Source organism: Thermaerobacter litoralis (assembly GCF_054654595.1).
Window position 1 is genome coordinate 21,060 of record NZ_BAAIES010000009.1, and the last position, 24,866, is coordinate 45,925.

Genomic DNA, 24,866 nt, shown 5'->3' on the forward strand with positions numbered 1-24,866 from the left:
CGCCGCCCAACGGGTGACGGCCCGACCGGGGGGAGGACCCGGCGACGTCGGGGGAACGGGCGGCCCGGGAGGAACCGGCAGCGCTGCAAGGGGACCGGGCGAACGGGAGGAACCGGCAGCGCGGCGGGAAGAGCGGTACGGTAGGAACCGGCGGGGCGGCGGGGGAACGGGCGGTATGGCAGGAACCGGGGCGCGGGGGCCATTCGGACCGGTGTCCGCCGGTCCGGTAGGCCACGGGCGGGTATGGTACGTTGAAACCGGCGGCTCCCGCTGCCCCCGCTGGCGAGCCCCCCGCTGCCCGCGCCGGCGGGCCGCCCGCTGCCCGTGCCGGTGGGCCGCCCTCCTGCCGTCCCCGCGCCGCGGGTGGCCCTCCCGCCGCCCCCGCTGGCGAGCCGCCCCCCTACCGGCCCCGCCCGCGGGCGGACGGCGATCCGCGGCGGGATGGTCCGCGGGATCCTTGGGTTGGGAGGCAGAGACCCATGTCCGATAAGGCCAAGGCTGTGGTGGAGGCCCTGGGTGGGCCGGACAACATCCGAGAGCTTGACAGCTGCATCACCCGCCTGCGCCTGGTGCTGGCGGACCCGAAGAAGGTCGACGAGGCGGCCCTGCGGCGCCAGGGGGCCATGGGCGTGGTCCGGCTGGGCGGGGGCGCCGTGCAGGTGGTCTTCGGCACCAGCGCGGAGCACCTGGAAGCCGAGATCAAGGAGCTGCTGGGACGTGGCTGAGCGAGCCGGCAGGGGTGAGGGACCCGGTCCGGCGGCCATGGGCGGAGGAACCGGCCACGGGCCGGCCGGGCCCGGTGCGAACGGGACGGTCAGGGCCGGCGGTGGGGCGGCCGCGCCCGCCGGCGGCAACGGCCGCCAGCCCGAGCCCGGCGGGGTGGAGGGCGGTGTTGCGGTGCCCTCCCCCCTGACGGGCCGGGTCGTCCCCCTGGACCAGGTGCCGGATCCCGTCTTCGCCGAGCGCATGGTGGGGGACGGCGTCGCCGTGCGGCCTGAGGCGGGCGAGGTGCTGGCCCCCCTCCCCGGCACCGTGACGGCCCTCTTCCCCACCGGCCATGCGGTGGGCCTCCGCACGCCCGATGGGATCGAGATCTTGATCCACCTGGGGATCGACTCCGCCCACGCCGAGGGGGCCTTCGAACCCCTGGTCCAGGTGGGGGATTGGGTCGAGGCCGGCCAGCTCCTGATCCGGATCGACCTGAGGCGGCTCGAGGCCGCCGCCCGCTCGCCGGTCTCCCCCATCCTGGTGACCAACCTGGACGAGCGGGGCGGCCGCATCGAGGCGGTGGCCCGGGACACGGTGATGGCCGGCCGGGACGTGCTGTTCCGGGTGGCCGCACCCGGCGGCGCCCCTGGCCAACCCGCCGGCCCTTCCGACACGGCAGGCCAGGGTTAAGCAGGCGATACCGGGCCGGAAGACGCTCTGGATCCGGGAGAGCCCCGGTCCGAACGGGCCCCTGGAAAGCGCCCTTCGTGGAAAGTGCCCTCATCCCTTAATTAAGAAACGATTCCGTGAGGAGGGGCTGCCGGCCATGGACGGTGCCAACCGATCGCAGCCAGATCCCACCGGGCCGGCCTTCACCGGCCCGGTGCCGGCCTCCGCCGCGGAGGCGGCCCCCACCCCCGCAACCGTGTCGGCCGCCACCGCCGGACCCACCCGAGCCGCTTCCTCGAGCGCCGCTGGGGCAGCCTCGCCCGGCCCCGCTCCCTCACCCGCCCCGGGATCCGCAGCGGCGACGGCACCGGCGACCGCGCTGGCCACCGCACCGGCCACCGCGACGCCCGGCGGCGAGGCGGCCGCCCGAGCCGGCGGAGGCGGTGGAACCGGCGAGGCTCCCCGCCTGCTGGAACTGCCGCCCGCCCGGCTTGTCGAGCTGCGGGGGATGGCCTTGCGGCAGGCCATCGCAGCCAGCGAAGGCCGGGTCCTGGTCGCCGAGATGGTGGCCGAGGCCCCGCCCCTGGTGGACGGGGTGACCAACGGCGAGCTGGCCGCCGCCTTCGGCGCCGACCTGCTGCTGGTCAACGTCTACGATGTCACCCGGCCGCGGATCACGGGACTTCCGGGCTGGGACGAGAACGGCGCCGCGCCGCTGGCCGCCCTGGCCCGCCTGGCGGGCCGGGTCGTCGGGATCAACCTGGAGCCCAGCGAGCGGGTGCCTCCGGGGCGGCGGGCCACGCCGGAGAACGCCTTGCAGGCGGTGGAACAGGGCGCCCGGTGGATCCTCCTCACCGGCAATCCCCACACCGGCGTCACGGTCTGGGGCATCCTGGAGGCGGCCCGGGCCATCCGCCGGGTGCTGGACCGCGACCGGCTGCTGCTGGCCGCGGGGCGCATGCACGGCGCCGGCGCCTGGTACGGCCAAGAGCCCTTCCTGGACGAGGCAGCCCTGGGGGAGCTGGTGGCGGCGGGTGTCGACGTGGTGGCCCTGCCGGCGCCGGCCACCGTACCGGGGGTGACGGTGGAACAGGCCCGGCGCTGGGTCGAGGCCGTCCACGCCGCCGGCGCCCTGGCCATGAGCACGGTGGGCACCTCCCAGGAAGGGGCCGACCAGGAGACCATCCGGCAGATCGCCCTGATGGCCAAGGCCTGCGGGTTCGACCTGCACCACCTGGGCGACGCCGGCTACCCCGGTGTCGCCGTGCCCGAGAACCTGCTGGCCTACGGCCTGGCCATCCGCGGCCGGCGGCACACCTACCGCCGCATGGCCCTGTCGGCATGGCGGGCGTAAGTCGGGCCAGCACTCCGTTCGGCAGGCGAACCTTCCGGGGGCCAAAGGGGCGTGGCGGGCCGAAGTCGGGCCAGCCCGCCGGGCCAGCCCGCAGCGGAAAGGTGCAGCGGAATAGCGGAGCAGCGGAAAGGCGCAGCGGAATCGGGGAATCGAGCAGAGGAAATCGATGAATCGAGCCGCGGAAAAGCGGAAAGGGCCGCGCCAAAGTGCAGCGGAACAGACGGGCGGGGTGCGCCAAGGCACCCCGCCCGCCACCGTCCTTCTCAACCGGGCCGTCCTGTTTCCACCGGGCTTTTCGCCGTCCTTCCGGAACCCGGAGCGTCCTTCCGGACCGCCCTTCCGGTCCGTCCATCCCCCGAGGGGACCGGTTCCTCCCGGCCCGTCAACCGGGGCCCCGCCGGGCCTGCGCCGCGGGCCGGGACGGCTCGTCATCCTACTGGGACGGTTCGGCGATCAGCCGCAGCGGGACGTTGGCCCCCAGCCACAGGTCCGCCACCACGTAGCGGGTTCCACCCGGGATCACCGCCGACTCGTCGGCGGCCGCCGAGGCCTTGCTGCCGAGCATCTGGCAGTTGGCGGCGTAGAAGTAGAGGTCGAAGTCATAGGTCCCGGTGCCCGGTCCCGCCGCGGTGATGCGGTGGGTTCCGTCGCCGAAGGACTCCGGCAGTTCCATTACCCAGCCGTCCAGGCCCTCGGTGGACGGGTTGGGGTTGCAGGTGGCGACGAACTCGTTCTGGGTGACGCCGCCCGCGGTGTCCGAGGTGGGGTTGCCCACCTGGACCGTCCCCTCTTCGATGATGGGATCCTCCTTCGGCAGGGGAGCCGGTTCCACCGCCGTGGTCCGGTCGCCGCCGAAGACCTGGATCTCCGCCACCTGGGCATAACCCAGGCTGTTGTCCTGGGCGCTGTCGGCGAAGAACCGGATGTAAGCGGCCTGCACCGGCGTGCTCAGGGTCCACAGCTTGTAGTGCAGGGCCGGCGCCACGGGCCGCGGCTTCTCCGTCGGGAAGCTGCCCTGCAGGATCGTCTTCCACACCACCCCGTCAGTGGAGACCTGGAGGGTGAAGTCCTTCAGGGCCGCGAAGCGCGCCTTGGCGATGTCCTTGAAGGCGCTGACCTGGACGGCCGTGATGGGCACCGGCCGGTCGCCCGCCAGGTCGACCACGATCCACTCGCCGTCGAACCCCTGGTCGTTGACGGCCGTCGCCCAGACGGTGGCCTCGGTGTCGTCCAGGGCGTTTTTGGCGGGCAGGGTGGCATCCTCACCCAGCCGGCTCACCTGCACCACCTTCGCGCCGTTGGCGATGGAGGCGTAATTGGGCTGCAGGCTGAACTGCAGGGAGGTGGTCCGGCCGGCCGTCACCTTGATGCCCCGGAAGGTGCGGGCGCCGAAGCCCCGGGCCTGGATGGTCACCGTGTAGGTGCCGTCGACCATGTCCAGGGCGAAGCCGCCCTTGGCCCCCGTGACCGCCGCCGGGCTCACCCGGGCCTCGTACTCGCCGACGATCACCCGCGCCCCAGCGATGGGCTTGCCCGTGGTGGCGTTGACCACGGTCCCCACCAGCCGGCCGTTGCGGGCCCGGGCCAGGTGGTCGAAGGCCGGGTGCGGGTCGGTGTCGTCGCCGGTGTTGCTGACGGCGCCCGCGCCCAGGCCCCGCCGGGCGAAGGCCGTCCACAGCAGGTCGAAGTGGTCGCCGTGGTAGCGATCCACATCGGCCGTCAGGATGGCGTCCCGCATGTCGATCATGCTGGGATCGGGCGCCGAGATCGGCATGGCGTCGGTCACCAGCTGCTCGGCGATCTGGGCCCCCTTGACCTTCCCATACTTGGCCACCAGGGCCTTCCACACATCCCAGAGGATGGCCGCCCAGATCTCCCCGTCGGCGTGGACCTCCGGGCCCGTGATGTCATAGCCGATGTCGCCGAAGCCCAGGGGGCTCTGGTCCAGGGCGTAGTTGCGGATCCCCGTCTTGGCGTTGCCCGTCACGTAGCGGCCGACGATGGGCCGGTCCTGCAGGCCCCGGGCGATCAGGTAGGACATGCCGTACCAGTCGCCCCAGGCCTCCCCCATGGACCCCGCCTGGTGGCTGTTCAGGGCCTCGCCGCCCGCCACCAGCCGGTTCGACAGGGCATGGCTGTACTCGTGGTAGATCACGCCCGCGTCGAAGTCGCCGTCGGCGCACTTGCCCTCAAAGGAGCCGGGGATCGGTTCCCAGAGGAACATGCCGCTCCAGGAGGGCAGCCCGTCGGGCAGGGTCAACATGTAGGCGTTGTCCCGGCCGGTGTAGAGGGGCGCGCCGCCCGTCAGGGCGCCCGCCTGGGCCAGCCCCAGGATGGGGTCGCCGCCCTGGCCGCCCTTGCCGAAGTTGTCCAGCTGCAGGTTGCCGGCGGGCTCGGTCCACCCCAGCTTGTAGAGGTGATCATGGAACAGGTTGTGGTGGTAGAAGAGGTTCGTCACCGCCGCCTCCACGTCTTCCGCGTAGGAGGGCGGCGTCGCCTGGCACTGGGTGCGACCCCACTGGTCGGTGAAGGCGTAGTTGAAGTGGGACAGCAGGTTCACCGGACGAACCAGCCCGGGCGCCTCCGGGACCAGGAAGTTGCTCCAGTTGGCATAGGTATCCGCGTTGTTGCCGAAGGTCGTCGGGCCGTTGACGCCCGGCAGGACCCCCACCCATCCCTTGGGCGAGGCTGCGGGGTCGCCGGCGAAGGACTTGACCACCTGTTGACCGCCCGCCGGGGCGCCGGGGTAGTTCTCGAAGACCAGGCCCTCGGGCCCGCTGAAGTTGACCAGCGCCCGGCGGTAGAGGATCTCGCCGCTGGTGGCGTCGACCAGCACCTCATAGCCTTCCGTAAGCTTGGGGATGAACAGGACCCGCCATACGGGCCGCAGTTCCCGGCCCATGGGGAAGAGGGCCTTGCGGGCGTACTGCTCGGTGGCGAAGGGCCCCTGGGCGAGGACGGTCCAGCCGGCACGGGTGCCGGTGACCTTGGGCAGGTAGTCCACGGCCGGCGCCAGGGCGCCCACGACCTTCCCCAGGGCCTCGGTCACGCTAAGGTCGAACCCGCCCTTGACCGGTGCCGCCGGCTGGGCGCTGGCCGCCACCGACAGGATGCGGCCTTCCCGGTTGACGGCCACGATGATGCGGCCGCCGGCGGCCGTCTCGATCCCGCCGAAGGTCTGCTGGAAGGTGACCGGGTGTAGGCCCGTGCCAGGCAGGGCGTAGTCCCGGACCACCTTGAGCCCGTCGACCACCTGGTCGGTCCAGCCGAAGAGGTCCTTGTGCTCCCGCAGCCACCGCCGGGCGATGTCGACCGCCGGGCCCTCGGCCGGCCCCGTCAGGTAGCCCTGACTGCGGGTGATCATCGACGGTGTCTTGTAGAAGGCGTTCCAGCGAATGCGCAGGCCGCTGCCCACCTCGGTGGCCAGCGCCTCCGCCGCCTCCCGGGTCAGGGCCGGCAGGTCCAGCGCCTCCAGATCGGCCCGGATGTCGAGGGCCGGAGCCAGAGCGGCGGCCGGTTCGTCCCCCTGGGCCCGGGCGTCGAGGCCCTGGAAGGCCTGGGCGGGTGCCGTGAGGAACGAGAGGGCGATGAGAGCGGCCGCCACCAGGCTGGCCGTGGCGGCCAGCCGACGCCGCTTGGGCATGGACGCACCCTCCTCCCCCGCCCGGGCCGGCCCGGGACACGGCCCCGGCGGGTGCCGATTCTTTACATCCCCTGGGGATTCACTTAGGGATTCGGCGGCGGGATAAGCTTTGTGCACAGGGGACCTGGCGCATCTTCCAGGAGGAAGCCCAGGTCGCGCAGGGCGGCGGCCACCCGCTCGCGGGCCGTGGGGTCGTCGGCCTCCAGGGTGTGCAGGTGGGGGCCGCCGGTCAGGGTCAAGAGGGGCTCGGCGCGAGTGGCTTCCATTTGCCGGCAGAACCGGTCCACGTCGTGCCGGGAGCGCAGGTCCAAAAGGCCCCGCAGCTCCCCGTAGACGGGATGCTCGACGATGACGTCCCGCACCGTCACCCCCTGGTCGACGATGGCGTACAGCTCCCGGCGGATCGTCTCCAGCTCCGGGCCGTGGAGCACCGCCACCTGCCAGGTGTGGCGGGCCGCGGGGCGGTTGAGCACGTACCCGGCCGGGGTGGCCAGGATCGGCTCCCCCTGGGCGCGCAGCAGGGCGATGTCGTGGACGATCACCGTCCGGGTGACGCCGAAGGCGGCCGCCAGCTGCTGGCCGGACACGGGGCCGGGGCTCGCGGCCAGGCGTTGCAGGATCGCCCGGCGCCGGGCCGCCGCCTCGCCGGTTCCTCCGCCGCCGGCGTCCCTCGTCGCGTCGCCGCCCGCCAGGTCCCGCGCCATGGGCCGGGGCAGCCGGGTTCCTCCGCCGCCGGTGCCCCTGGCCACGTCGCCGGGCTCAGTCCGCTGTGGCTCCCGGGGAGGAGCCTGGATGCCCCCCGGCGGGTCGCCGGGCACGCCCTGGGACGGATCTGTGGCGGCGTGTCCCCTCCCATCCCCGTCCTGGTTTGCTTCCCAACGGCGCCGCTTGGGCATGAGCCGTCCCCCTACCCACACCCCTCAGCCTAGAGCCGACCACCGTTGACAGGCCCCGGGGTCGCGGGTGTATATACAGGTTAAGCTCATCACGGTGTATATACACCGATGTATACAGGAACCGTCGGCGGCCCTGGATCGTTCCCCTGGCTCGTCCCTGGCCGTTGCCTTGTGGTTCGCCCCGGCACGCCGGCCCGCCCCGGGACCGCCAGGGGACCCGCCGGCGCCGCCCGCGGGATGCCACCCTACGGGGGAATGCTCGATGCGCTCCGGAACCACCCCGGCGCCGGTCCCGGGTTCCCGGCCGGCCCCGGCCCAGGCCGCCCGCCAGGTGGTCCTGGGCGGCCTGTTGACGGCCCTCGCCCTGATGATACCGATCTTCTTCCGGGGAACGCTGCAGCTGACCCTGGGTCCCTATTACACCGCGACCCTGGCCTCCCACGTACCGCCCATGCTCGCCATGACGCTGGGCCCGGCGGTGGCCGTCATGGTCGGCCTCGGCGCCACGGCCGGGTTCTTCCTGACCCTGGGGCCGGTGGTGGCCGCCCGGGCCTTCGTGCACGTGCCCTTCGCCGTCCTGGGCGCCTGGGTCCTGCGCCGGGGCTGGCCCTTGTGGGCGGCCCTGCTCCTGGCCCTGCCCGTTCACGCCGCGGGCGAGGGCCTGATCGTGTGGCTGGTCTCCGGCACGCCCTGGCAGGGGTGGATCACCGCCGCCGGCACGACGGTCCACCACCTGATCGACGCCACCCTCACGGTGCTCCTGGTCCGCCTGCTGCAGCGGGCGGGAATCCATCTTGGCGCCGGGACCCGGTGAGGGATCACGGGACGCGGCCGTGGTAGCGCCGGGCGCCGGCGTACTTCTCCCCGTAGGGCGGCGTGTCCAGGGGGATCTCCTCGACGACCCGCCCGGAACTGGGGGCGTGGATCATCCGGCCCGCGCCGGCGTACATGCCCACGTGATGCACGGCCCCCTTGCCGCCGTCATGGGCGAAGAACACCAGGTCGCCGGGCTGGAGGTCCGCCCGCTCGACCGGCAGGCCGCCGCCGTGGTCCCGCTGGGGCGCCGCGTCCCGGGGAATCAGGATGCCGTGGAACCGGTGGACCAGGTACACGAAGCCGGAGCAGTCGACCCCGAAACCCGAGGTGCCGCCCCAGAGGTAGGGCAGGCCGAGGAACCGGCGGGCCGTCTCCAGCAGGGCGAGCCCGGACACCGGGGCCGCTGCCGCCGGCGCCGTTCCCGCCGCCGGAGCCGCCCCGTCCACAGGGGCCGCCCCCGCCACCGGGGCCGTCCCGGCGACCGGAGCCGCTCCGCTTGGGGTCAGGCCGGCCCCTTGAGGGGCATCGAACCGCACGTCCTCACGGCGGATCCAGGCCACGACCGGGCGGAGGAACCCGGCGGATCGGGCCGATCCAGCGACGTCTTCTGCCGGGCGGCTGGGGCCGGCGCCAGCCGCCGCGGGGTCCGGCGCTCCCGCCCCGGGGGCCAGGACCCCCGCCGTGGGGGCCGGCGCTCCCGCCGCGGGGGCCGAGCCGGCGACCGCCCCGGTGCCCGCGGCCCGGCCGGGTTCACCGCCGGAAGGAGGCTCCTGCCAACCGCCGCCGGCAGCGGCTGCACCCAAGGGGGGCCTTGGCACGGCCACGGCGATCCAGCCGTCGCCGGCCTGCCCCGTGCCATCGCCCCAGGCGCCGTCCCTGTCGCCGTCGGCGCCCGGCTCCGCCACCACCGGCAACCGGGTGCCGAAGCTCACCTCCATCCACCGGGCCTGGGGGTGGGGCCGGTGATAGAGCCAGGCAGTCAGGGCCGCGACCGTGACGGCGGGCCGGCCGCCGGGGGCCGGTCCGGTCCCGGGCCCCGGCGCCACCGCGGCCCAGGCGGGGTCGCCGGTCAGTTGCCAGGCCGGGATCCAGCCGGGGTACCCGGCCGGCGCACCGGGTTCCTCCTGCTCGGGCACGGCCACCCGCACCCAGGGGCCGTGGTCCTCCAGCACGACAACGGGCTGTCCCAGCAAGACCTGGGTCTCGATCCGCCCGACCAGGTCTTTGCGCGCTTCCACGTCCAGCGCCGCCAGCCATTCGCGCAAGGCGGCCGGCTGGGCCAGCGCGGGCAGGTCGATGTCCCGCGGCCGGCCGGGGTCGCGCCAGACGGTGGCCACCGCCACGGCCACCCAGCGGGTCGAACCGGCAGGCGCGCCCGTCCCTGCGGGCTCGGGCGCGGCGCCGGCCCCGGTCACAACCATGGCCGTCCCTCCTCGATCCTGGGCTCCCTGTGGCCTGCGTGTGGGCGGCTTCTGCGGCCGGTTGCTGAAGCGGGAGGGCCGGCTTTTCCTCCCACCGGCCCCCCGGCCCCGCGGCCCGGCCTGTTCATCCGGCCAGATGGCAGGCGACCCGGTGACCCGGCGCCAGTTCCCGCAGCACCGGCACCTCTTCGGCGCAGCGGGCCTGGGCCAGCGGACAGCGGGTCCGGAAGGGACAGCCCGACGGGGGATTGACCGGGTCGGGCGGCTCACCCTGGATCAGCACCCGCTCCCGCCGCCGGGCCCGGGCCGGGTCGGGCACCGGGATGGCGGCCAAAAGGGCCTGGGTATAGGGATGCAGGGGCCGGCGGTAAAGTTCCTCCACCGGTGCCTCCTCCACGACCCGGCCCAGGTACATCACCACGACCCGCTGGCAGACGTGGCGGACCACGGCCAGGTCGTGGGTGATCAGCAGGTAGGAGAGGCCGAGTTCGTCCTGCAGGGAGCCCAGCAGGTGGAGGATCTGGGCCTGCACCGACACGTCCAGGGCCGACAGGGGCTCATCGGCGATGACCAGGTCCGGCTCGACGACCAGGGCCCGGGCGATGCCGATGCGCTGGCGCTGGCCGCCCGAGAACTCGTGGGGATAGCGCAGGGCGTGGTCGGGCCGCAGGCCGACCCGCGCCAGCATGGCGCGCACCCGCTCCCGCTGCTCCTTGCGGCTCAGCCCCGGGATCAGGTGCAGGGGTTCGGCGATCAGATCCTCCACCCGCATGCGCGGGTCCAGGGACGCGTAGGGGTCCTGGAACACCACTTGCAGGTGCCGCCGCAGCGGCCGCAGGGCCGGTTCGTCCAGGGTGGCCAGGTCCCGGCCGCGGAAGAGGATGCGGCCCCGGCTGGGGCGATAGAGGCGGGCGATGGTCCGGCCCAGGGTCGTCTTGCCACAGCCGCTCTCGCCCACCAGGCCCAGGGTCTCGCCGGGGCGGACCTCCAGGGACACGCCGTCGACGGCCCGCAGCCACCGAATGTGGCGCCAGCCGCGGCGGACGGGGAAGGTGGTGGCCACATCCTCCAGGCGCAGCAGGGGTTCGGGCGACGCCGGGGACCGGGCCGGATCCCGGGATGCGGCGGCCGGCCGCGACGGCCCGTCAGGGCCCCGGGCCTGCGGCGCACCGCCCCAGAGGGCCCGGTCCGTGCCCCGGTCGGGGCGGGCTCCTTTGCGGCCGCCGCGGGTCGCGTCCGGGCCCTGTTGGTTTTCCAGGCCTGCATCCCGTTCCCACCCGCTGCCGCTGCCGAAGGTCACCCGGATCTTGGGCTGCGGGTGGGCGGCACCGGCCGGGGCGGGCACGCCTTCCGCCACCGCCGCCGGCCCTTGGGGCCCGGCCAGGCCGGCGGCCGGGTGCGGGCCGGAGGGCGACGGCGCCAGGCTTTCCCCTCCGGCTTCGGCGCCCTCCACGAGCCAGCAGGCCGCCACGTGGCCGGGCGCCAGCTGCCGCAAGGGCGGAACCTCCTCAAAGCACCGGGCTTCCGCCAGCGGGCACCGGGTGGCGAAGGGGCACCCGGCCGGCAGGCGCCGGGGGTCCGGCGGGTCGCCCGGGATGGGATCGGGCGGCCGGGCCTCGGCGGCCATGGGGTCGGGCACGGCGGCCAGAAGGGCCCGGGTGTAGGGGTGGGCCGGGTCCTGGAAGAGCCGGTCCACCGGCGCGGCCTCGGCGATGCGCCCGCCGTACATCACGTACACCCGGTCCGCCAGCTCGGCGACGACGCCCAGGTTGTGGGTGATGAGCAGCAGGGACGCGCCCGTGCGGCGGCGGAGGTCGTCCAGCAGGGCGAGGATCTGGGCCTGGATCGTCACGTCCAGGGCCGTGGTCGGCTCGTCGGCGATGATCAGGCGGGGCGGGGTGGCCAGGGCCATGGCGATCAGCACCCGCTGGCGCATGCCCCCCGAAAGCTCATGGGGGTACTGGCGCAACCGGTCCGCCGGCCGCGGCAGCCCGGCCAGCGCCAAGAGCTCTGTCGCCCGGGACAGGGCCTGGGCCCGGCTCATGCGCCGGTGGGCGGTGATCGCCTCCACCAGCTGATCCCCCACGGTGAACAGGGGATCGAGGGAGGTCATGGGGTCCTGGAAGACCAGGCCCACCTCCCGCCCGCGGATGGTCCGCCACTGGGCGGGGGTGAGGCCGGTCAGCTCCCGGCCCGCCAGCCGGATCCGGCCCCCCACGACCCGGCCCGGCGGCGGCACGAGCCCCGTCACCGCCCGGGCGGTGACGGACTTCCCAGAGCCCGACTCCCCCACCAGGGCGACCACTTCGCCCGCGCCCACCGAGAGGGTGACCCCCCGGACCGCGGGCACCTCGCCCTCATCGGTGAAAAAGGTGACCTTCAGGTCCTCGATGGCCAGCACCGGGTCGGCCCCGGCCGTGGCCCGACCGGCAGGGCCGGACCCGCCGGCCGGGGCCGGTTCGACCCCCACCGCGGCCCGGGTGCCGTCAGTCGCCTCGCCCATTCCGCGCACCGCATTGCCTCCTCAGTCGCGCACCGTGCGTTCGCAGGGTCCGGGTTGCGCCGGGCCGTGGCCCTGGTCGCCCTGGCCTGCCGCCCCGCCGAACCCGGGGATTCCGCCCGGGTCCGGCGCCCACGGCGGGCGTCAGCGCAGCCGCGGGTCCAGGGTGTCCCGCAACCCGTCCCCCAGGAAGTTGAAGGCCAGCATGGTCAGGCAGATGAACCCGGCGGGGAAGAACAGGGCCCACGGCGCCGCCCGCAGGGCCCGGTTGCCCTCGGCGGCCAGCACGCCCCACGACGCGATGGGCGCCTGTACCCCGAGCCCGAGATAGCTCAGGAAGGCCTCGCTGAAGATGGCCTCGGGGACCAGCAGGGTCATGGTGACCAGGATGGGGCCGACGGCGTTGGGAACCAGGTGCCGCCAGACCACCCGCCAGGGCGGCACCCCCATGACCCGGGCGGCCAGGACGAACTCGCGCTGCTTGAGGCTCAGGACCTCGCCGCGGACGATACGGGCCATCCCCGTCCAGTACACCGCCCCCAGGGCGATGAAGACGTTGTCAAGGCCCGGCCCCAGGACGACCATCAGCAGCACCACGTACAGGATGAAGGGCAACCCGTAGATCACGTCGATGATCCGCATCATCACGTTGTCGACCATGCCGCCGTAGAAGCCGGCGATGGCCCCGTAGGTGACGCCGATGGTCAGACCGATCAGGCTGGCCATGATGCCGACGGCCAGGGAGATCCGGGCGCCGTAGAGGACGCGGGTGAAGATGTCCCGGCCCAGGTGGTCGGTGCCGAACCAGTGGGCGGCGCTGGGCGGCTGGTTGGCCTCCGCCAGGACCTGCTCCTCGTACCCGTAGGGCGAGAGGATCGGTCCGACCACCGCCGCCACCACCATGAGGGCGATGACGACCAGGCCCGCCATGGCCAGCGGGTTCTTCCGCAGCCGCCGCCAGGCCTCTTGCCAGTAGCCGGGCGCCGGCGCCGCCAGCGTCTCGGGCGGCCCTTCGCCACCCGGTCCGGCCCAGACCGGTGCAGGATGGCGGCCCGGGCCTGCGCCGCGGCCTGCTTCACCGGTCCCACCCGCCCGGGGTGCCGGCTCCGCCGCGGCACCGGTCCCGGCGGCGGGCCCAAGCCCCGGCATGGGATGAAGGGATCGGCTTGCCATGCGGTCATCCTCCCTCGACGGCGCTGGGGCCTAGAGCCGGATCCGCGGGTCGATCAGCCGGTAGGCCACATCGACCAGGACGTTGGCCACCACTAACAGGGCGGAGTAGAACATGGTGACGCCCATGATGACCGAGTAATCGCGGTTCGTCACGCTCTGGACGAAGTATTTGCCCAGGCCCGGGATGGCGAAGATGTTCTCCACCACGAAACTGCCCGTCAGGACGCCCGCCGCCAGGGGGCCCAGGTACGTCACCACCGGCAGCACCGCACTGCGCAGGGCGTGGACGAACACCACCCGGGCCGGGCTGAGCCCCTTGGCATGGCAGACGGTGATGAAGTCCTGGCGGAGGACCTCCAGCATGTTGGCCCGCACCAGCCGGGCGATCACCGCCGTCGGCAGGGCAGCCAGCGCCAGGGTCGGCATGACGGCCTGGGCGGGCTTGCCCCACAACCCGGCCGGCAGCCAGCGCAGGTGAAAGGCGAAGACGTAGATCAAAAGGCCGCTCAGGATGAAGTTGGGGACCGAGATGCCCAGGGTGGCCGCGAACATCGCCGTCCGGTCCAGCCACCGGCCGTGGTAGAGGGCGGCCACCACGCCGACGCCGATGCCTGCCAGGAGCGCCACGCCGATGGCCAGGGCGCCCAGGGCGGCCGAGACCCGAAACCCGTCGGCGACGATGTCGTTCACCGTGCGGTTCGGGTAGGTGAACGAAGGCCCCAGATCCCAGACCGCCGTCCGGCGCAGGTAGTCCAGGTACTGCCGCCAGACCGGCCAGTCCAGGTGGTAACGGGCCTCCAGGTTCGCCTTGACGGCAGGCGGCAGGTCCTTCTCGGCGTCGAAGGGCCCCCCGGGGACGGCCCGCATCATGAAGAAGGTCAGGGTGGCGATGGCCCACAGGGTGATGACCGTCACCACCAGCCGCTGGCCGGCATACTGCACCGTCACGCCTCCTCCGTCGTCGGCTTGGCCCCTGCCAGGACGATCCCCCGCCGTCGGGTGGCCGTTGCCAGGACGGGTCCCGGGCCCGCGGCCCCCCAGCGCCGCGGGCCCGGGAACGCCCCCAGCGGGCATGTCCCCGGGGCGGGGCCAGCTCCTGCCGGGCCCGCCCCGGGACGTCCGCCGTGTCCGTTGCCCGCCGTCCCGGCCGCCGTCACAGCCGGCGTGGGAGCCCCTGCGCCACCCCGCACCCTCGCCCCGTGGCCCAGGGCCGAGGCGATCCAGGCTGTCCTGGACGGCCCCACCCGCCCGCGCCTCTGGATTCGCGAGGGTCTGCAGCCATGTCGCCAGGGCCCTCCGCGGCCCTCTCCCTCACTGGCCCTTGCCCTCGATGTAAGCCCACTTGTAGTCGGTGGTGCCCAGGGCCGTGCGGAACACGCCCTTCACGTAGGGCTTCTCCTGGTAGACGTTGACGCCGAAGTAGATGGGACCGATGGGCATCTCGTCCATCAGGATCTTCTCGGCCTCGTGCATGTTCTGGAAGCGGACCTGCTGGTCGGCCGTGGACTTGGCCTCGTCGATCAGCCGGTCGTAGTCCGCGTTGGACCAGCCGACCCGGTTGTTGCCGCCACCCGTGACCCACAAGTCGAGGAAGGTCATCGGATCCAGGTAGTCGCCGACCCAGTTGCCACGGCTCAGGTCATAATTGCCCTGTTTCGTGGTTTCCAGGTACACCTTCCACTCCATGGACTGCAGCTCGACCTCGACCCCCAGGTTCTGCTTCCACATCTGCTGGTAGGCCTCGGCCAGCGCCCGGTTGGTGTCGTTGTCGTTGTAGAGGTAGGTCACCTTGGGGAAGCCCTCGCCGTTGGGGTATCCGGCCTCGGCCAGAAGCTGCCGCGCCGTCTCCACGTCGGCGTCCTGGAAGTAGTCCCCGCCCTCTTCCCGGAAGTCCTTGCCGGTCACCGGGTTGGGGATGCCGAAGGGAACGAAGGCCAGGGCCGGCTTCTGGCCACCCTGCAGCACCTGCTCGACGATCGCCTTGCGATCCAGCGCCAGGGTGAAGGCCTTGCGCACCCGCGGGTCGTCAAAGGGCTTCTTCGTGGTGTTGAAGTAGATGGAGGTCACGCTGATGATGGGCGACGTCTTCGCCTCGCCGCTGGCCAGCAGCTGGGGGATGTCCTGGGGGTTGAGGCTGCCGTTGGAGTCCAGATCGCCATTGGCGAACATGGTCTCAGCCGTGCTGCCCTCGTTGACCATCACGATGTGCATCTTTTCGAGCCGCACGGTGTCCTTGTCCCAGTAGGTGTCGCTCTTCACCAGGTCGATATGGCTGTCGTGGACCCACTCGGCGATCTTGAAGGGCCCGTTGCCCACGTAGGTCGCCGCCTCGCCGGCCCAGTCGGGGTTGGACTCGACGGTCGCCTTGTGGACCGGCATCAGGGTCGGGAAGGCGGTCAGGCTGAGGAAGTAGGGCGTCGGCGCTTCCAGGGTCACCTGGAGGGTCTTCTCGTCCAGCGCCTTGACCCCGACCTGGGAGGGATCGGTGATCTCGCCGCTGTTGTAGGCCTCGGCGTTCTTGATGTAGTAGAGCTGGTAGGCGTAGGGCGCGCCCGTCTCCGGATTGAGCACCCGCAACCAGGCGTAGACGAAGTCCTCCGCGGTGACGGGATCGCCGTTCTGCCAGACGGCATCCCGCAGGTGGAAGGTGTAGGTCAGCTGGTCGTCGCTGACCTCCCACTCCGCGGCCATGCCGGGTTCGACCCCGTTGGGTCCGATCCGCGTCAGGCCCTCCATCACCGAGTTGACGATCTGGAAGCTGGTGAGGTCCGTCATCAGCGCCGGATCCAGCGTCGGGGGCTCGGAGCCGATGTTGTCGTTCAGCACCTGCTCGTCGCCGCCCGAGCCGCCTTCACCGGACGAACCCGGCCCCCCGCAGCCGCCAAGCACCAGGGCGACCAGCACCAGCACCGACAGGATCGCGCCGCCGCGGCGGCGAAGACGGCTGAAAACGGTGCGCTTACCGCCACCGTGTTGCACCGCAGCTACCCCTCCCGCCCCCATCCGGGGGATGATGTCGATCGTCGCTCCCCCATTCGGGGCCGGGGATCCGGCCGGCGCCGTCACCGGTCTCCCCATCTTGCGACACCTCGGGTATTTCTTAGTCGAAAGGGCCACTTCCTGCTTGTCCGGCCCCGATCGACGGCCGCCGGGTCCCGGCCCCACCGCTGTCCCTATGCGGCGCGCCCGGAACCTAGAACCAACCAGGGACGGACCCGCGGCACACCGGGAGCGGGCCAGGGGCGGACTCGGGGCGAACCAGGGGCTTGAACCCGGGGACGAACCGGCTCCTCCGGCTCGCCAGCGTCCCGTCCGGCGTCCAGTCCAAGGTGCGGTGGAACAAGCCGGACCGGCACGACGCTCCGGCCTATGGTAAAATTTTCAGAAACAGGCCGGTGGGCCTCGATGCCCCCGGGTGCCCTCCGGCGCCCAACAGGGTCGCCGGGGGACGCGGTCAAGGAGGCACGGTTTGGCCATGCCCCGTGAGCTGGATGCGGCCTGGCGCCGCCCGCTGGAGCCGGTGGAGTGGGTCCTGGAGGGCCTGGCCCTCCTGCTCCTTCTCACAACGCTCGCTGTGGGACTGGTGGCGTGGCCCGATTTGCCGGACCGGATCCCCATCCACTTCAACTTGCGGGGCGACGCCGACGGCTTCGGTGCCAAGGCCAGTCTCTGGGGCCTGCTGGGGGCAGGGGTGTTCGTCTACGGGCTGCTCACCGCGATGATGCGATGGCCGGCGTCGCTGCTCAACTGGCCCATCGAGCCGCGACCGGAGACGGCCGCGGCCATGGCCCGGACCAGCCGCTACCTGCTGCGCGGGGTGAAGGTGCTCATCATGGGCGCTTGGCTCCACCTGACGGCCGGGGTCATCGCCGTCGGCATGGGCTGGTGGGTGGGGCTGACGCCCTGGTTCTTCCTGTGGATCGTGGCCCTGCTGGCGCTGGTGCTCGGCGGGTGCGCCGCGGTCTACCGGGTGGGGCTCCTGGGACGGGGGCGGAGGCCGCCGGCCGGGACGCGGCGGGACGAGGCCGGGCCGGACGTCATCGACTTCCCCGCCGCCCGCAGCAAGATCCTCATCCTGCTGACGGCGATCCCGCCGCTCCTTCCCGTGTACATGGCGCTCCGGGGCGACGAGACGGCCATCGTCGGGCTCATCGCCCTCGGGCCGTACCTGGTCGTCGTGGGTTTGACCTTCTGGCGCCCGTCCTACTACCGCGTCACGCCGACCCACCTGGAGATCCGGGTGGGGCTGATGGACTTCGACGTGCCGCTCCACCGCATCCGGCGGGTCCGGCCGACGTGGAACCCGGTGGCTGGGCCCGCGCCGTCCCTGCGCCGGGTGGCCATCGAAACCGACCGTGGGGAGACCGTCCTGGTGTCCCCCGCGGACCGGGACGGCTTCATCGCCGTCCTGGAGCAACGCTGCCCCCACGCCATCGTCGCAGGCGGCCGCAGCCCCCAGCCGCGCCGCGGCGGGTGATTCACCCCAACCGACGAGGGGCCACCGGCGACGCGCCGCCGAAGGCAAGCCGCTGAAGGCGAGCCGCTGACGACGAGCCCCCTTAAGAGCGGGCCGCGGAAGGGGGACCGCCGAAGGCCACCGCGGAAGACCGCCATCGCCCAACCTGGGGCGGCGGTACCCTAACCCTTCTTCGCCAGGGACGGCGGGATGCGATCGTGGCGCAGGAGATCGTCGTAGGTCTCCCGCTCCACGATGACCTCCGCCGCCCCGTCCCGCACCAGGACCATGGCAGGCCGCGGGAAGCGGTTGTACTGGCTGGACATGCTGTAGTTGTAGGCGCCCGTGCTGAAGACGGCCACCACGTCGCCAGGTTCAACCCGCGGCAAGTCGAGCTCGGGGATCAGGATGTCGCCCGACTCGCAGTAGCGGCCTACCAGGCAGACCCTCTCGGCCGGTTCGTCCAGGGGCCGGTTGGCCAGCACGGCCGTGTAGAGGGCGCGGTAGAGGGCGTAGCGGGGGTTGTCGGCCATGCCGCCGTCGACGGCCACGTAGGGCATCAGGCCCGGAACCCGCTTGACGGACCCCACCGTGTACAGCGTGACCCCGGCCTCGCCCACGATGGAGCGGCCGGGCTCCAGGATGAGCCGCGGCACCGGCAGGCCGCGCTCACCCGCCGCCCGCTCCACGGCGGTCCGGATGCGGGTCACCGTCTCCGCGATGGAGGGCGGCTCATCGCCCGGGACATAGCGGATGCCCAGGCCGCCCCCCAGGTCCAGTTCCCGGACGAACCGGCCCGTGCGCCGGTGCGCCTCGGCGGCCAGGTCCATCATGATCCGGGCCGCCTGCTCCCAGGGCTCGACGGCCAGGATCTGCGAGCCGATGTGGCAGTGGAAGCCGTGCCAGTCCAGGGCCGGTTCGTCCAGCACGCGGTCCAGGGCGTCAAGGACCTGGCCGGTGGCCAGGTCGAAGCCGAACTTGGACTCCTGCTGGCCGGTGCGGATGAACTCGTGGGTGTGCGCCTCGACCCCCGGCGCCACCCGCAGCAGCACGGGTACGGACCGGCCCGCGGCCCGGGCCATGGCGGCCAGGCGGTCGAGCTCGTGGAAGTTGTCGACGACGACCCGGCCCACTCCCGTCTCGATGGCCAGGCGCAGTTCCTCGTCGCTCTTGTTGTTCCCGTGCAGGAGGATCCGGCCGGCCGGGAAGCCGGCGGCCAGGGCGGTGTGGAGCTCGCCGGCGGAGACGGCGTCGACCCAGAGCCCCTCCTGGTCCATGATGCGGAGGATGGCGGTGGTGCAGAGGGCTTTGGCCGCGTAAGCGATGACGCCGGCGCCGCCCATGGCCTCGCGGTAGGCGCGGCAGCGCTGTCGGATCACGGCCTCGTCCAGGACGTACAGGGGCGTTCCGAAGCGTTCGACCAGCTCGACGGCGTCGGCGCCGCCGATCACCAGATGCCCCCGGGGGCTGGTGACCAGCGGAGGCCAGGTGGTACGGGACTGCAGCTCCGGCTGCGGCAAGGCGCTCTCCTCCTGCTGATGCCGGCGGTACTCCGGGTGTCCGGCTTGTGCTCAAGCAAAGACACGCAACCAAAGGCACCAACCAAAGCACGCACCGCTCCCGGCAAGCCCGGCAGTCACGGACGGTCCCGGGCCGGCGAGGTGCAGACGGTCCGGGGTGGGATTCGCCGGGATTTGGCACGGGTTGGCGTTAGGTTAGCACAGGCATCCGAGCCGGGACAAGGCGCCACCCCAGGGATGGCGTACCCGCCACAGCCCTTGGGGCGCCCTGCCACTTTGCTGGTCTCGCCGCCTGGTTCGACACTCACCCTGGGCCGGCGGCAGTGCTTCGCCCAACGGGTGGGCTAGCCGCGCCCCGCGTGGGCTGGCTCCGCCCCGCCAGCTCACCCAACTCGCCCACTGGCTCCCAGGTTCAACAAGACGGGCCCCCTTGGGGCCCGCTCGCCGTCGGCCTTGCTGCCGCTGCAGGTGCCACTGCCCACGAAGCTGCTGCTTTCCGTGCTTCTCCTTCCCGTCACCGTGGCGAGCTTCTCGCCACGCCCGATTCACATCGCACCGGCGCCGAAGCCTTCCCCACCGTCTGGCGGCACGACGGGCGCCGTCCCGGTGGTGCCCCTGACTGAAGCTGCGGGTTCACCACGGGCAGAGCCGGCATCGCCGCTTGCGGCCGAACGGGAGGCGCCGGCTTCATCGTTACGGGCGGCGCCGGGTGGGGTGAACTTCCGGTCCAGCAGGGCGTTGCCTCGTTCCTTCAGCCGCTCGAGCCGCTGGCTGGCCTGCTGCGGGGTCAGCCGCCCGGCGGCCACCGCTGCGTCCAGGCGCCGCTTCGCCGGGCCGATGATAGCGTCCGTGACCTGCTGGCGGGAGACGCCCTGCTCCTCGGCAATCTGAGCCAGGGTCTTGCCCTGCCAGAGCCGGTCCAGGATCTGGCCCGGAGTCAAGTCCAGCGTGTCGCTCAGCGCCTGCAGCAAGCCGCCGAGGCGCGCCGGCTGGCCTTCCCGGAGGAACGGCCCGCCGGGCCGGTGCTTGCCGCCCCATCCGTGGCCCGGCACCCCCATGGGCGGCACCAGCCGGTACTGCCCCTGGGCGATCCGCTGGCGCAGGGCCGCGGCCTGCTCGGATGAGAGCCGCCCGTTCCGGGCAGCCTCGTCCACCATCCCGCTGAGCACCTCGCGGATGGCGGCGTCCACCCGCTCCCGGGGCAGGTCAAGCGCCTGGGCCAGACGCCGAACGAAGGTACCCGTCAGGGACGACGGATCGGCCGGCGGATCCTGGGCTGCACCCGCCGTGCCGGCAGCATCCTGTGCGATCGTGCCGGTGGCGGAGGAACCCCCGGCTGCGGTATCGCGATCCGCCGCCGGGAACACCACGACGCGACCACCCAACGAGGCGTCCAAAGAGCCGGACGCCGGCTGGGCCGCGCCGGCCCGGGCGGTCACCATCCCCGCCACGGCGGCGGCCACGATCCCGGCGCCCAGCAGGCCGCCCAACCACCTGCGGTTGTTCATGATGCGCCCCCTTTCTCCACCCGCACCGGTGCGGGATGGCAATGACTACGGTACCCGGCCCGTGTTGCGGTCGTTTATGGAGAATGTAAAAGACCTGTAAAACGGCAGGCCGGCGGGCCGGTGAACCTGCAAGGCATCAACGCGAGCATCCTGCTGCCGCGTACGGGCGAGCCAGGCCGTACACCCCGGTACCCGGGGTGAGGGCTCGGGCCGGGCGACACCCGCCAGCCGCGACCTGGAGCCGGCCCGGAGCCCCCGTTGACGGGCAGGCCCGCCGCATGCTAGAAAGCAGATGTCTTTCTTTCATGATACCACTTTCTGGAAGACGAGGGGAGGGAGGCAGCCATGCGCACCGTCGAGCCTGGGGCGGGGACAACCGCGCCTCGGATGGGGACACCGGCTGGAGCGGGCGGTGCCGGCTGCCTTACGCTGCCCCCCGGCCTCCATTGATCCCTCCAGGCTCGCGACCGCGAAGCGAAGCTCGCCACCCTCGCCGGCCGGTCCCCGCAATCCGCGCAATCCAAGGCAACCCGGTGCACCGCCGGCGCTGGACCGGCGCGGTCCCGTCCCTGGGCCGGCGCCGCTACCGCGCCGTGCCCATCGAGCGCCGGCCCCGAAGAGGCGCACTGGCGGCGTAGCACCCACGCACGCCGGCACAGGGTCGGCGACGGCGTAGTATCCGCGCAGCAGCAGGCGCAGGGGGTACGCTGCAGCGGTGTCGTGCCGGCAAAGTGCCGGTGCAGGAGACGCGCTGCGGTGGCGCGGCGCCGGGGAAGTGCCGGTTCAAGAGGTGCGCTAGGCACGGCGCAGCGCCCGCGCCGTGTCCAGCGCGGCGTTCCCTGTGGGATCCCCAGCAAGGATCCGCAGGGTGACCCGTTGACCTGAAGAAGGAGAGTGCCATCCCATGAAACGCATCGCCGGGCAGCCGGGCCGCACCGGCGGGGCCAGGCGACCCAACCGCCCAGGCGGAGCCTGCCCGCCCGCGGCCTGGATGGCCCGCCTGGTCAGGACCGTGGTGCCTTCGGGACTCCCACCTTCCGTGTATTGGCTCACCGCCGGTCAGGTGGTCGACTCCCTGGGAAGCGGCCTGGTCTTCCCCTTGACAACCCTTTTCGTGGTGCAGGTGCTGGGTCGGGATCTGACCTGGGCGGGCACGGTGGCCTTCTTCCACTCGCTGGCTGCCACCCTGGGCGCCGCCCTGGGCGGCCGGCTGGCCGACAGCGCAGGACGAAAGCCCGTCCTGCTCTGGAGCCTGCTCGGCTCCGCGGCCTGCTCCTTCATGCTGGGCTGGCGGCAGGAGGCCGCCACCTACGCAGCCGTCACCGTCGTCTTCGGCCTGGTGATCAGCCTGTTCCGGCCTGCCTCCCAGGCCCTGGTCAGCGACCTGGTCCCCGGGCGGGAGCGGCAGGTCTTTGGGCTTCTCTACATGGCCAACAACCTGGGCGTGGCCGCAGGCGCGGCCCTGGGCGGCCTCCTGGCCAGCTGGTCCTTCCGGGCGGTCTTCTGGGCGGACGCCCTGACCTATGCCGCTTTCGCGCTGCTTCTCCTCAGGGCCGTTCCCGATTCCTACGGGGAGGCGCTCCGCCGGCGGCGCCGGCGGGGCACCCGCCCCTTCACCGGCCTCGCCCCGGAAACGCCCGCCCCGGGGACGGCCGGAACCGCTGCCGGGGAGCCTGCCGGCCCTTGCCACGGGGCCGGGGCGGCCTCCGGCAAGCTTGCGGAGGCCGGATTTGCAAGCCCTGCGGAAGCCGCCAGCGATCCCTCCGGCAGGCCCGCGGACGCCGCAGGGGCCACCTCGGTCCGGGTCCCCACCCCAGGGGATGAGCCCGCCCGCCCGGCCGCGGCAACCGCGGAGGCGCACCCCGCGCGGAATTCCGGTGGTGCAGGCGTTGCGGCGGGCCCGCTGCCACAGATCTCGCCGGGGCCGCGGCGGCCGGTCGCCAACCCGGTTCCGGCCCGGCCGGCCTGGCACACGCGACTGGCCGCCTGGCATGCCCAGGGACTCGTCACGGTGGTGCTGCTGGCCGTGGGCAGCGTCGGCCTGTTCTTCCCGTATGCCCAACTGCATACGGCCCTGCCGGTCGACATGACGCGCCGGGGGTTCAGCGAAGCGGCCTACGGCCTGCTCTGGAGCCTCAACGCGGTGCTGGTCGTCGCCCTGACTCCGGTGGCCTCCGCCTGGGCCGAACGGCGGGGCTGGACCCTGGACGGGATGCTGAAGGCCTCCGCCGCCCTGCACGCCGCGGGCTTCGGCCTGCTGACCTTCACGGCGGAGTGGACGGCCTACGCCGTCTTTGCCTCGGCGATGGTGATCATCACGGTGGGCGAGGTGTTCCACGCGCTGTCGTACAGTGCCGCCGTGGCGCGGGTTGCTCCTGCCGATCGCCGGGGCTCCTACCAGGGGCTGGCCGGGACCATCGCCGGGGTGGCCTGGATGGCCGGGCCCCTGGGGGGCGGGCTGATCGCCGACCGGCTGGGCATGGTGGCCCTCTGGTCCCTCACGGTGGCTACCAGCCTCGGCGGCCTGGCCATCTTCCGGCTGGCCGAAACGGCCGAGGCCTTGCGGCGCCGCTCGCCCGGTTCGACCGGGTCCGGCGCAGCCGGTTCGGCCGAGGTCCCCGCCACCCCGCTGTGACGGCCGCCGCGGGGAAGCCCGGCCACGGGCAGGCCCGCGCCCCAGAGACAGGCAACCCGGCCGGTGCCGCGCCCCTCGAACCTTGCTGCGAGCGGGGTCTCGCGAGCGGTGCCCCCAGCAGGGTCCCGCGCCCATGCCCCGAGCAAGGGCCGGCGGGTGGGGCACGCTGGGTCACGACTCGTGGTCACGACTCGCAGCCGATGCCGTCGCGGTCGCGGCCGTCCAGCCGGTGCGGGTCGGGGGGCAGGACGCGAAAGTTGCGGTAGGAGAGGTCGCCGCAGTCCAGATCGGGCGGCGGCGGCGGAATGCACACGTCGGGATAGGCCGGGTCGCAGCCGGCCCGGCCGCCCCCGCCGGACGAACCGGCCCCGGCGACCGCACGGCCTGACCGGGACCCGCCGCTACCGCCTGACCGGGACCCGCCGCCACCGGCGGAAGCGCCGCCGGTTTCGCCCCAGAGGCCCCGGCCCGCCTGCCGCGCCTCTCGCTGGAGCTCGACCAACAGATCCGCGTAGCGCACGTCGGGCGGGTAGGTGGCCACCTGGGCATAACCCTCCCGCACCAGGACGGCGTTGAACATGCTCTGGCGGACGTCCGCCGGAGCGGGGTCGGCGGGCGGCTCCACCAGCCACACGTATCGCAGGGCACGCCCGTACCGGTCCGTTTCGGAGACGTCCTTCTCCAGCCACACCTGCCGGCCGGCCAGCTGGCGCTCGGTAAAGCGAGCGGCTTCAAAGCCATAGGGTTCCACCCGGCCGTGGATCTCCGGGGTGTTGACACCGATCAGCCGGATGCGGGTGGCGGGGAGCGGCGCCCCGGCCAGGGGCTGGACTTCGATAGTGTCGCCGTCGACCACCTGGACCACCCGGGCCAGGGTGATCCCTGCCCGCGGTTGCTCCGCGGCAGACTGCACCCGGCCCGCCGCCGAAAGATCCTTGCCGTCGCCGGTACCGGTGGAGGCTTCGGCGTTTTCGCTTGCGGCACCGGTCGCCGCTCCCAGGGACTGGCTCCCATCGGTCCCGCCCGATTCCCTACCGGACGGCGCCACCTCCGGCGTGCCAGTCTCCGCCGGTGCAGGCTGGTGGGTTGCAGTGCCACACCCCGCCAGGCTGGCGGCGAAGGCGAGAACCAGCACGGTCAGCAGAACTGCCCGGAGAATAGCCCTGCTGGGACGGCCCCGCGCCGGCACACCGGTGCTTGCAGGTTCGCGCACCGCCAGGGTCTCCATCGCTTGCCCACTCCTCCCCAGGTCCTTGGCGTGCGGGATCGCGGGATCTGGCCTGGCTCTGCTCCCGGTGACGATGGCACCGCGCCGGGTTCCCCGTCACAGGTACTGCACCATACCAACGTTACTTGTTTGCCGCGGGTGCGGGCACCGTCAAGGGCCACGCCCTGTGAGGCTACGCGGCCGGCCAGCGGCGGCCCTGGATTTAGCTTGTGCCGCCAGCCGCCTGGCGGCCCTGTATATTGGGCTCGCATAGACTATGTTGCAAAACACGATACCATCAACTATGCTCGAGGCGGTACCTTGCGTTACAAGACACATCAGGACCAGGAGGGTTGCGTG

Annotated in this window: 16 protein-coding genes; 6 read left to right on the top strand and 10 right to left on the bottom strand. The window is 72.9% G+C overall.

Translation table 11 applies throughout. From position 1 onward, the window contains the following. Window positions 1-479 precede the first annotated feature (479 nt). The 3 genes from ACYQ02_RS07315 to ACYQ02_RS07325 all read left to right on the top strand — a co-directional run bounded on the left by ACYQ02_RS07315 (window position 480) and on the right by ACYQ02_RS07325 (window position 2,731). Window positions 480-725: a PTS sugar transporter subunit IIB gene (locus ACYQ02_RS07315; protein ID WP_460039800.1), complete on the top strand. Its 246-nt coding sequence runs from the start codon at window positions 480-482 to the stop codon at window positions 723-725. Then, the gene (locus ACYQ02_RS07320; protein WP_460039801.1) at window positions 718-1,398 is read left to right on the top strand and encodes a PTS sugar transporter subunit IIA; all 681 of its coding nucleotides are present in this window, start codon (window positions 718-720) and stop codon (window positions 1,396-1,398) included. Before ACYQ02_RS07315 ends, ACYQ02_RS07320 begins: the two co-directional genes overlap by 8 nt. A gap of 136 nt (window positions 1,399-1,534) precedes the next feature. Beyond that, complete coding sequence (locus ACYQ02_RS07325) at window positions 1,535-2,731, top strand: DUF7916 family protein (protein WP_460039802.1); 1,197 nt, start codon at window positions 1,535-1,537, stop codon at window positions 2,729-2,731. 433 nt (window positions 2,732-3,164) lie between these two features. On the opposite strand, the gene ACYQ02_RS07330 is transcribed toward ACYQ02_RS07325, so the two are convergent. Together ACYQ02_RS07330 and ACYQ02_RS07335 are read right to left on the bottom strand one after the other, a co-directional pair. Beyond that, on the bottom strand, window positions 3,165-6,374 hold the full coding sequence (locus ACYQ02_RS07330; protein ID WP_460039803.1) for a M36 family metallopeptidase: 3,210 nt from the start codon (window positions 6,372-6,374) through the stop codon (window positions 3,165-3,167). An 83-nt stretch (window positions 6,375-6,457) separates the two neighbouring features. Further along, a complete protein-coding gene (locus tag ACYQ02_RS07335) occupies window positions 6,458-7,270 on the bottom strand; it encodes a transcription repressor NadR (protein ID WP_460039804.1) in 813 nt (270 codons plus the stop codon). 262 nt (window positions 7,271-7,532) lie between these two features. Between ACYQ02_RS07335 and ACYQ02_RS07340 the strand changes: the two genes are divergently transcribed. Further along, entirely contained in the window at window positions 7,533-8,084 is a 552-nt protein-coding gene (locus ACYQ02_RS07340; protein WP_460039805.1) for a hypothetical protein, read from the top strand. Between the two features lie 4 nt (window positions 8,085-8,088). Here the strand turns inward: ACYQ02_RS07340 and ACYQ02_RS07345 are convergent, their stop codons facing one another. The 5 genes from ACYQ02_RS07345 to ACYQ02_RS07365 all read right to left on the bottom strand — a co-directional run bounded on the left by ACYQ02_RS07345 (window position 8,089) and on the right by ACYQ02_RS07365 (window position 16,159). Then, window positions 8,089-9,507 (bottom strand): C40 family peptidase, encoded by a 1,419-nt coding sequence (locus ACYQ02_RS07345; RefSeq protein ID WP_460039806.1) that lies wholly within the window; start codon window positions 9,505-9,507, stop codon window positions 8,089-8,091. 124 nt (window positions 9,508-9,631) lie between these two features. Next, entirely contained in the window at window positions 9,632-12,010 is a 2,379-nt protein-coding gene (locus ACYQ02_RS07350) for an ABC transporter ATP-binding protein (protein WP_460040326.1), read from the bottom strand. Window positions 12,011-12,151: 141 nt separating this feature from the next. After that, window positions 12,152-13,180, bottom strand: a complete 1,029-nt coding sequence (locus ACYQ02_RS07355) for an ABC transporter permease (protein WP_460039807.1) — start codon at window positions 13,178-13,180, stop codon at window positions 12,152-12,154. Between the two features lie 30 nt (window positions 13,181-13,210). Continuing rightward, the gene (locus tag ACYQ02_RS07360) at window positions 13,211-14,122 is read right to left on the bottom strand and encodes an ABC transporter permease (protein WP_460039808.1); all 912 of its coding nucleotides are present in this window, start codon (window positions 14,120-14,122) and stop codon (window positions 13,211-13,213) included. A gap of 369 nt (window positions 14,123-14,491) precedes the next feature. Further along, window positions 14,492-16,159, bottom strand: coding sequence for a peptide ABC transporter substrate-binding protein (locus ACYQ02_RS07365; RefSeq protein WP_460039809.1), 1,668 nt, complete (start codon window positions 16,157-16,159; stop codon window positions 14,492-14,494). A 496-nt stretch (window positions 16,160-16,655) separates the two neighbouring features. On the opposite strand from ACYQ02_RS07365, the gene ACYQ02_RS07370 reads away from it, so the two are divergent. Beyond that, on the top strand, window positions 16,656-17,657 hold the full coding sequence (locus tag ACYQ02_RS07370) for a PH domain-containing protein (protein WP_460039810.1): 1,002 nt from the start codon (window positions 16,656-16,658) through the stop codon (window positions 17,655-17,657). Window positions 17,658-17,818: 161 nt separating this feature from the next. On the opposite strand, the gene lysA is transcribed toward ACYQ02_RS07370, so the two are convergent. Both lysA and ACYQ02_RS07380 read right to left on the bottom strand, forming a co-directional pair. After that, the gene (lysA, locus tag ACYQ02_RS07375; protein ID WP_460039811.1) at window positions 17,819-19,156 is read right to left on the bottom strand and encodes a diaminopimelate decarboxylase; all 1,338 of its coding nucleotides are present in this window, start codon (window positions 19,154-19,156) and stop codon (window positions 17,819-17,821) included. A gap of 545 nt (window positions 19,157-19,701) precedes the next feature. Further along, entirely contained in the window at window positions 19,702-20,664 is a 963-nt protein-coding gene (locus tag ACYQ02_RS07380; RefSeq protein ID WP_460039812.1) for a hypothetical protein, read from the bottom strand. Between the two features lie 1,039 nt (window positions 20,665-21,703). Here ACYQ02_RS07380 and ACYQ02_RS07385 point away from each other — a divergent pair. Further along, window positions 21,704-23,299, top strand: coding sequence for an MFS transporter (locus tag ACYQ02_RS07385; RefSeq protein ID WP_460039813.1), 1,596 nt, complete (start codon window positions 21,704-21,706; stop codon window positions 23,297-23,299). A 184-nt stretch (window positions 23,300-23,483) separates the two neighbouring features. Here the strand turns inward: ACYQ02_RS07385 and ACYQ02_RS07390 are convergent, their stop codons facing one another. Then, window positions 23,484-24,527, bottom strand: a complete 1,044-nt coding sequence (locus ACYQ02_RS07390) for a thermonuclease family protein (RefSeq protein WP_460039814.1) — start codon at window positions 24,525-24,527, stop codon at window positions 23,484-23,486. Between the last annotated feature and the right edge of the window lie 339 nt (window positions 24,528-24,866).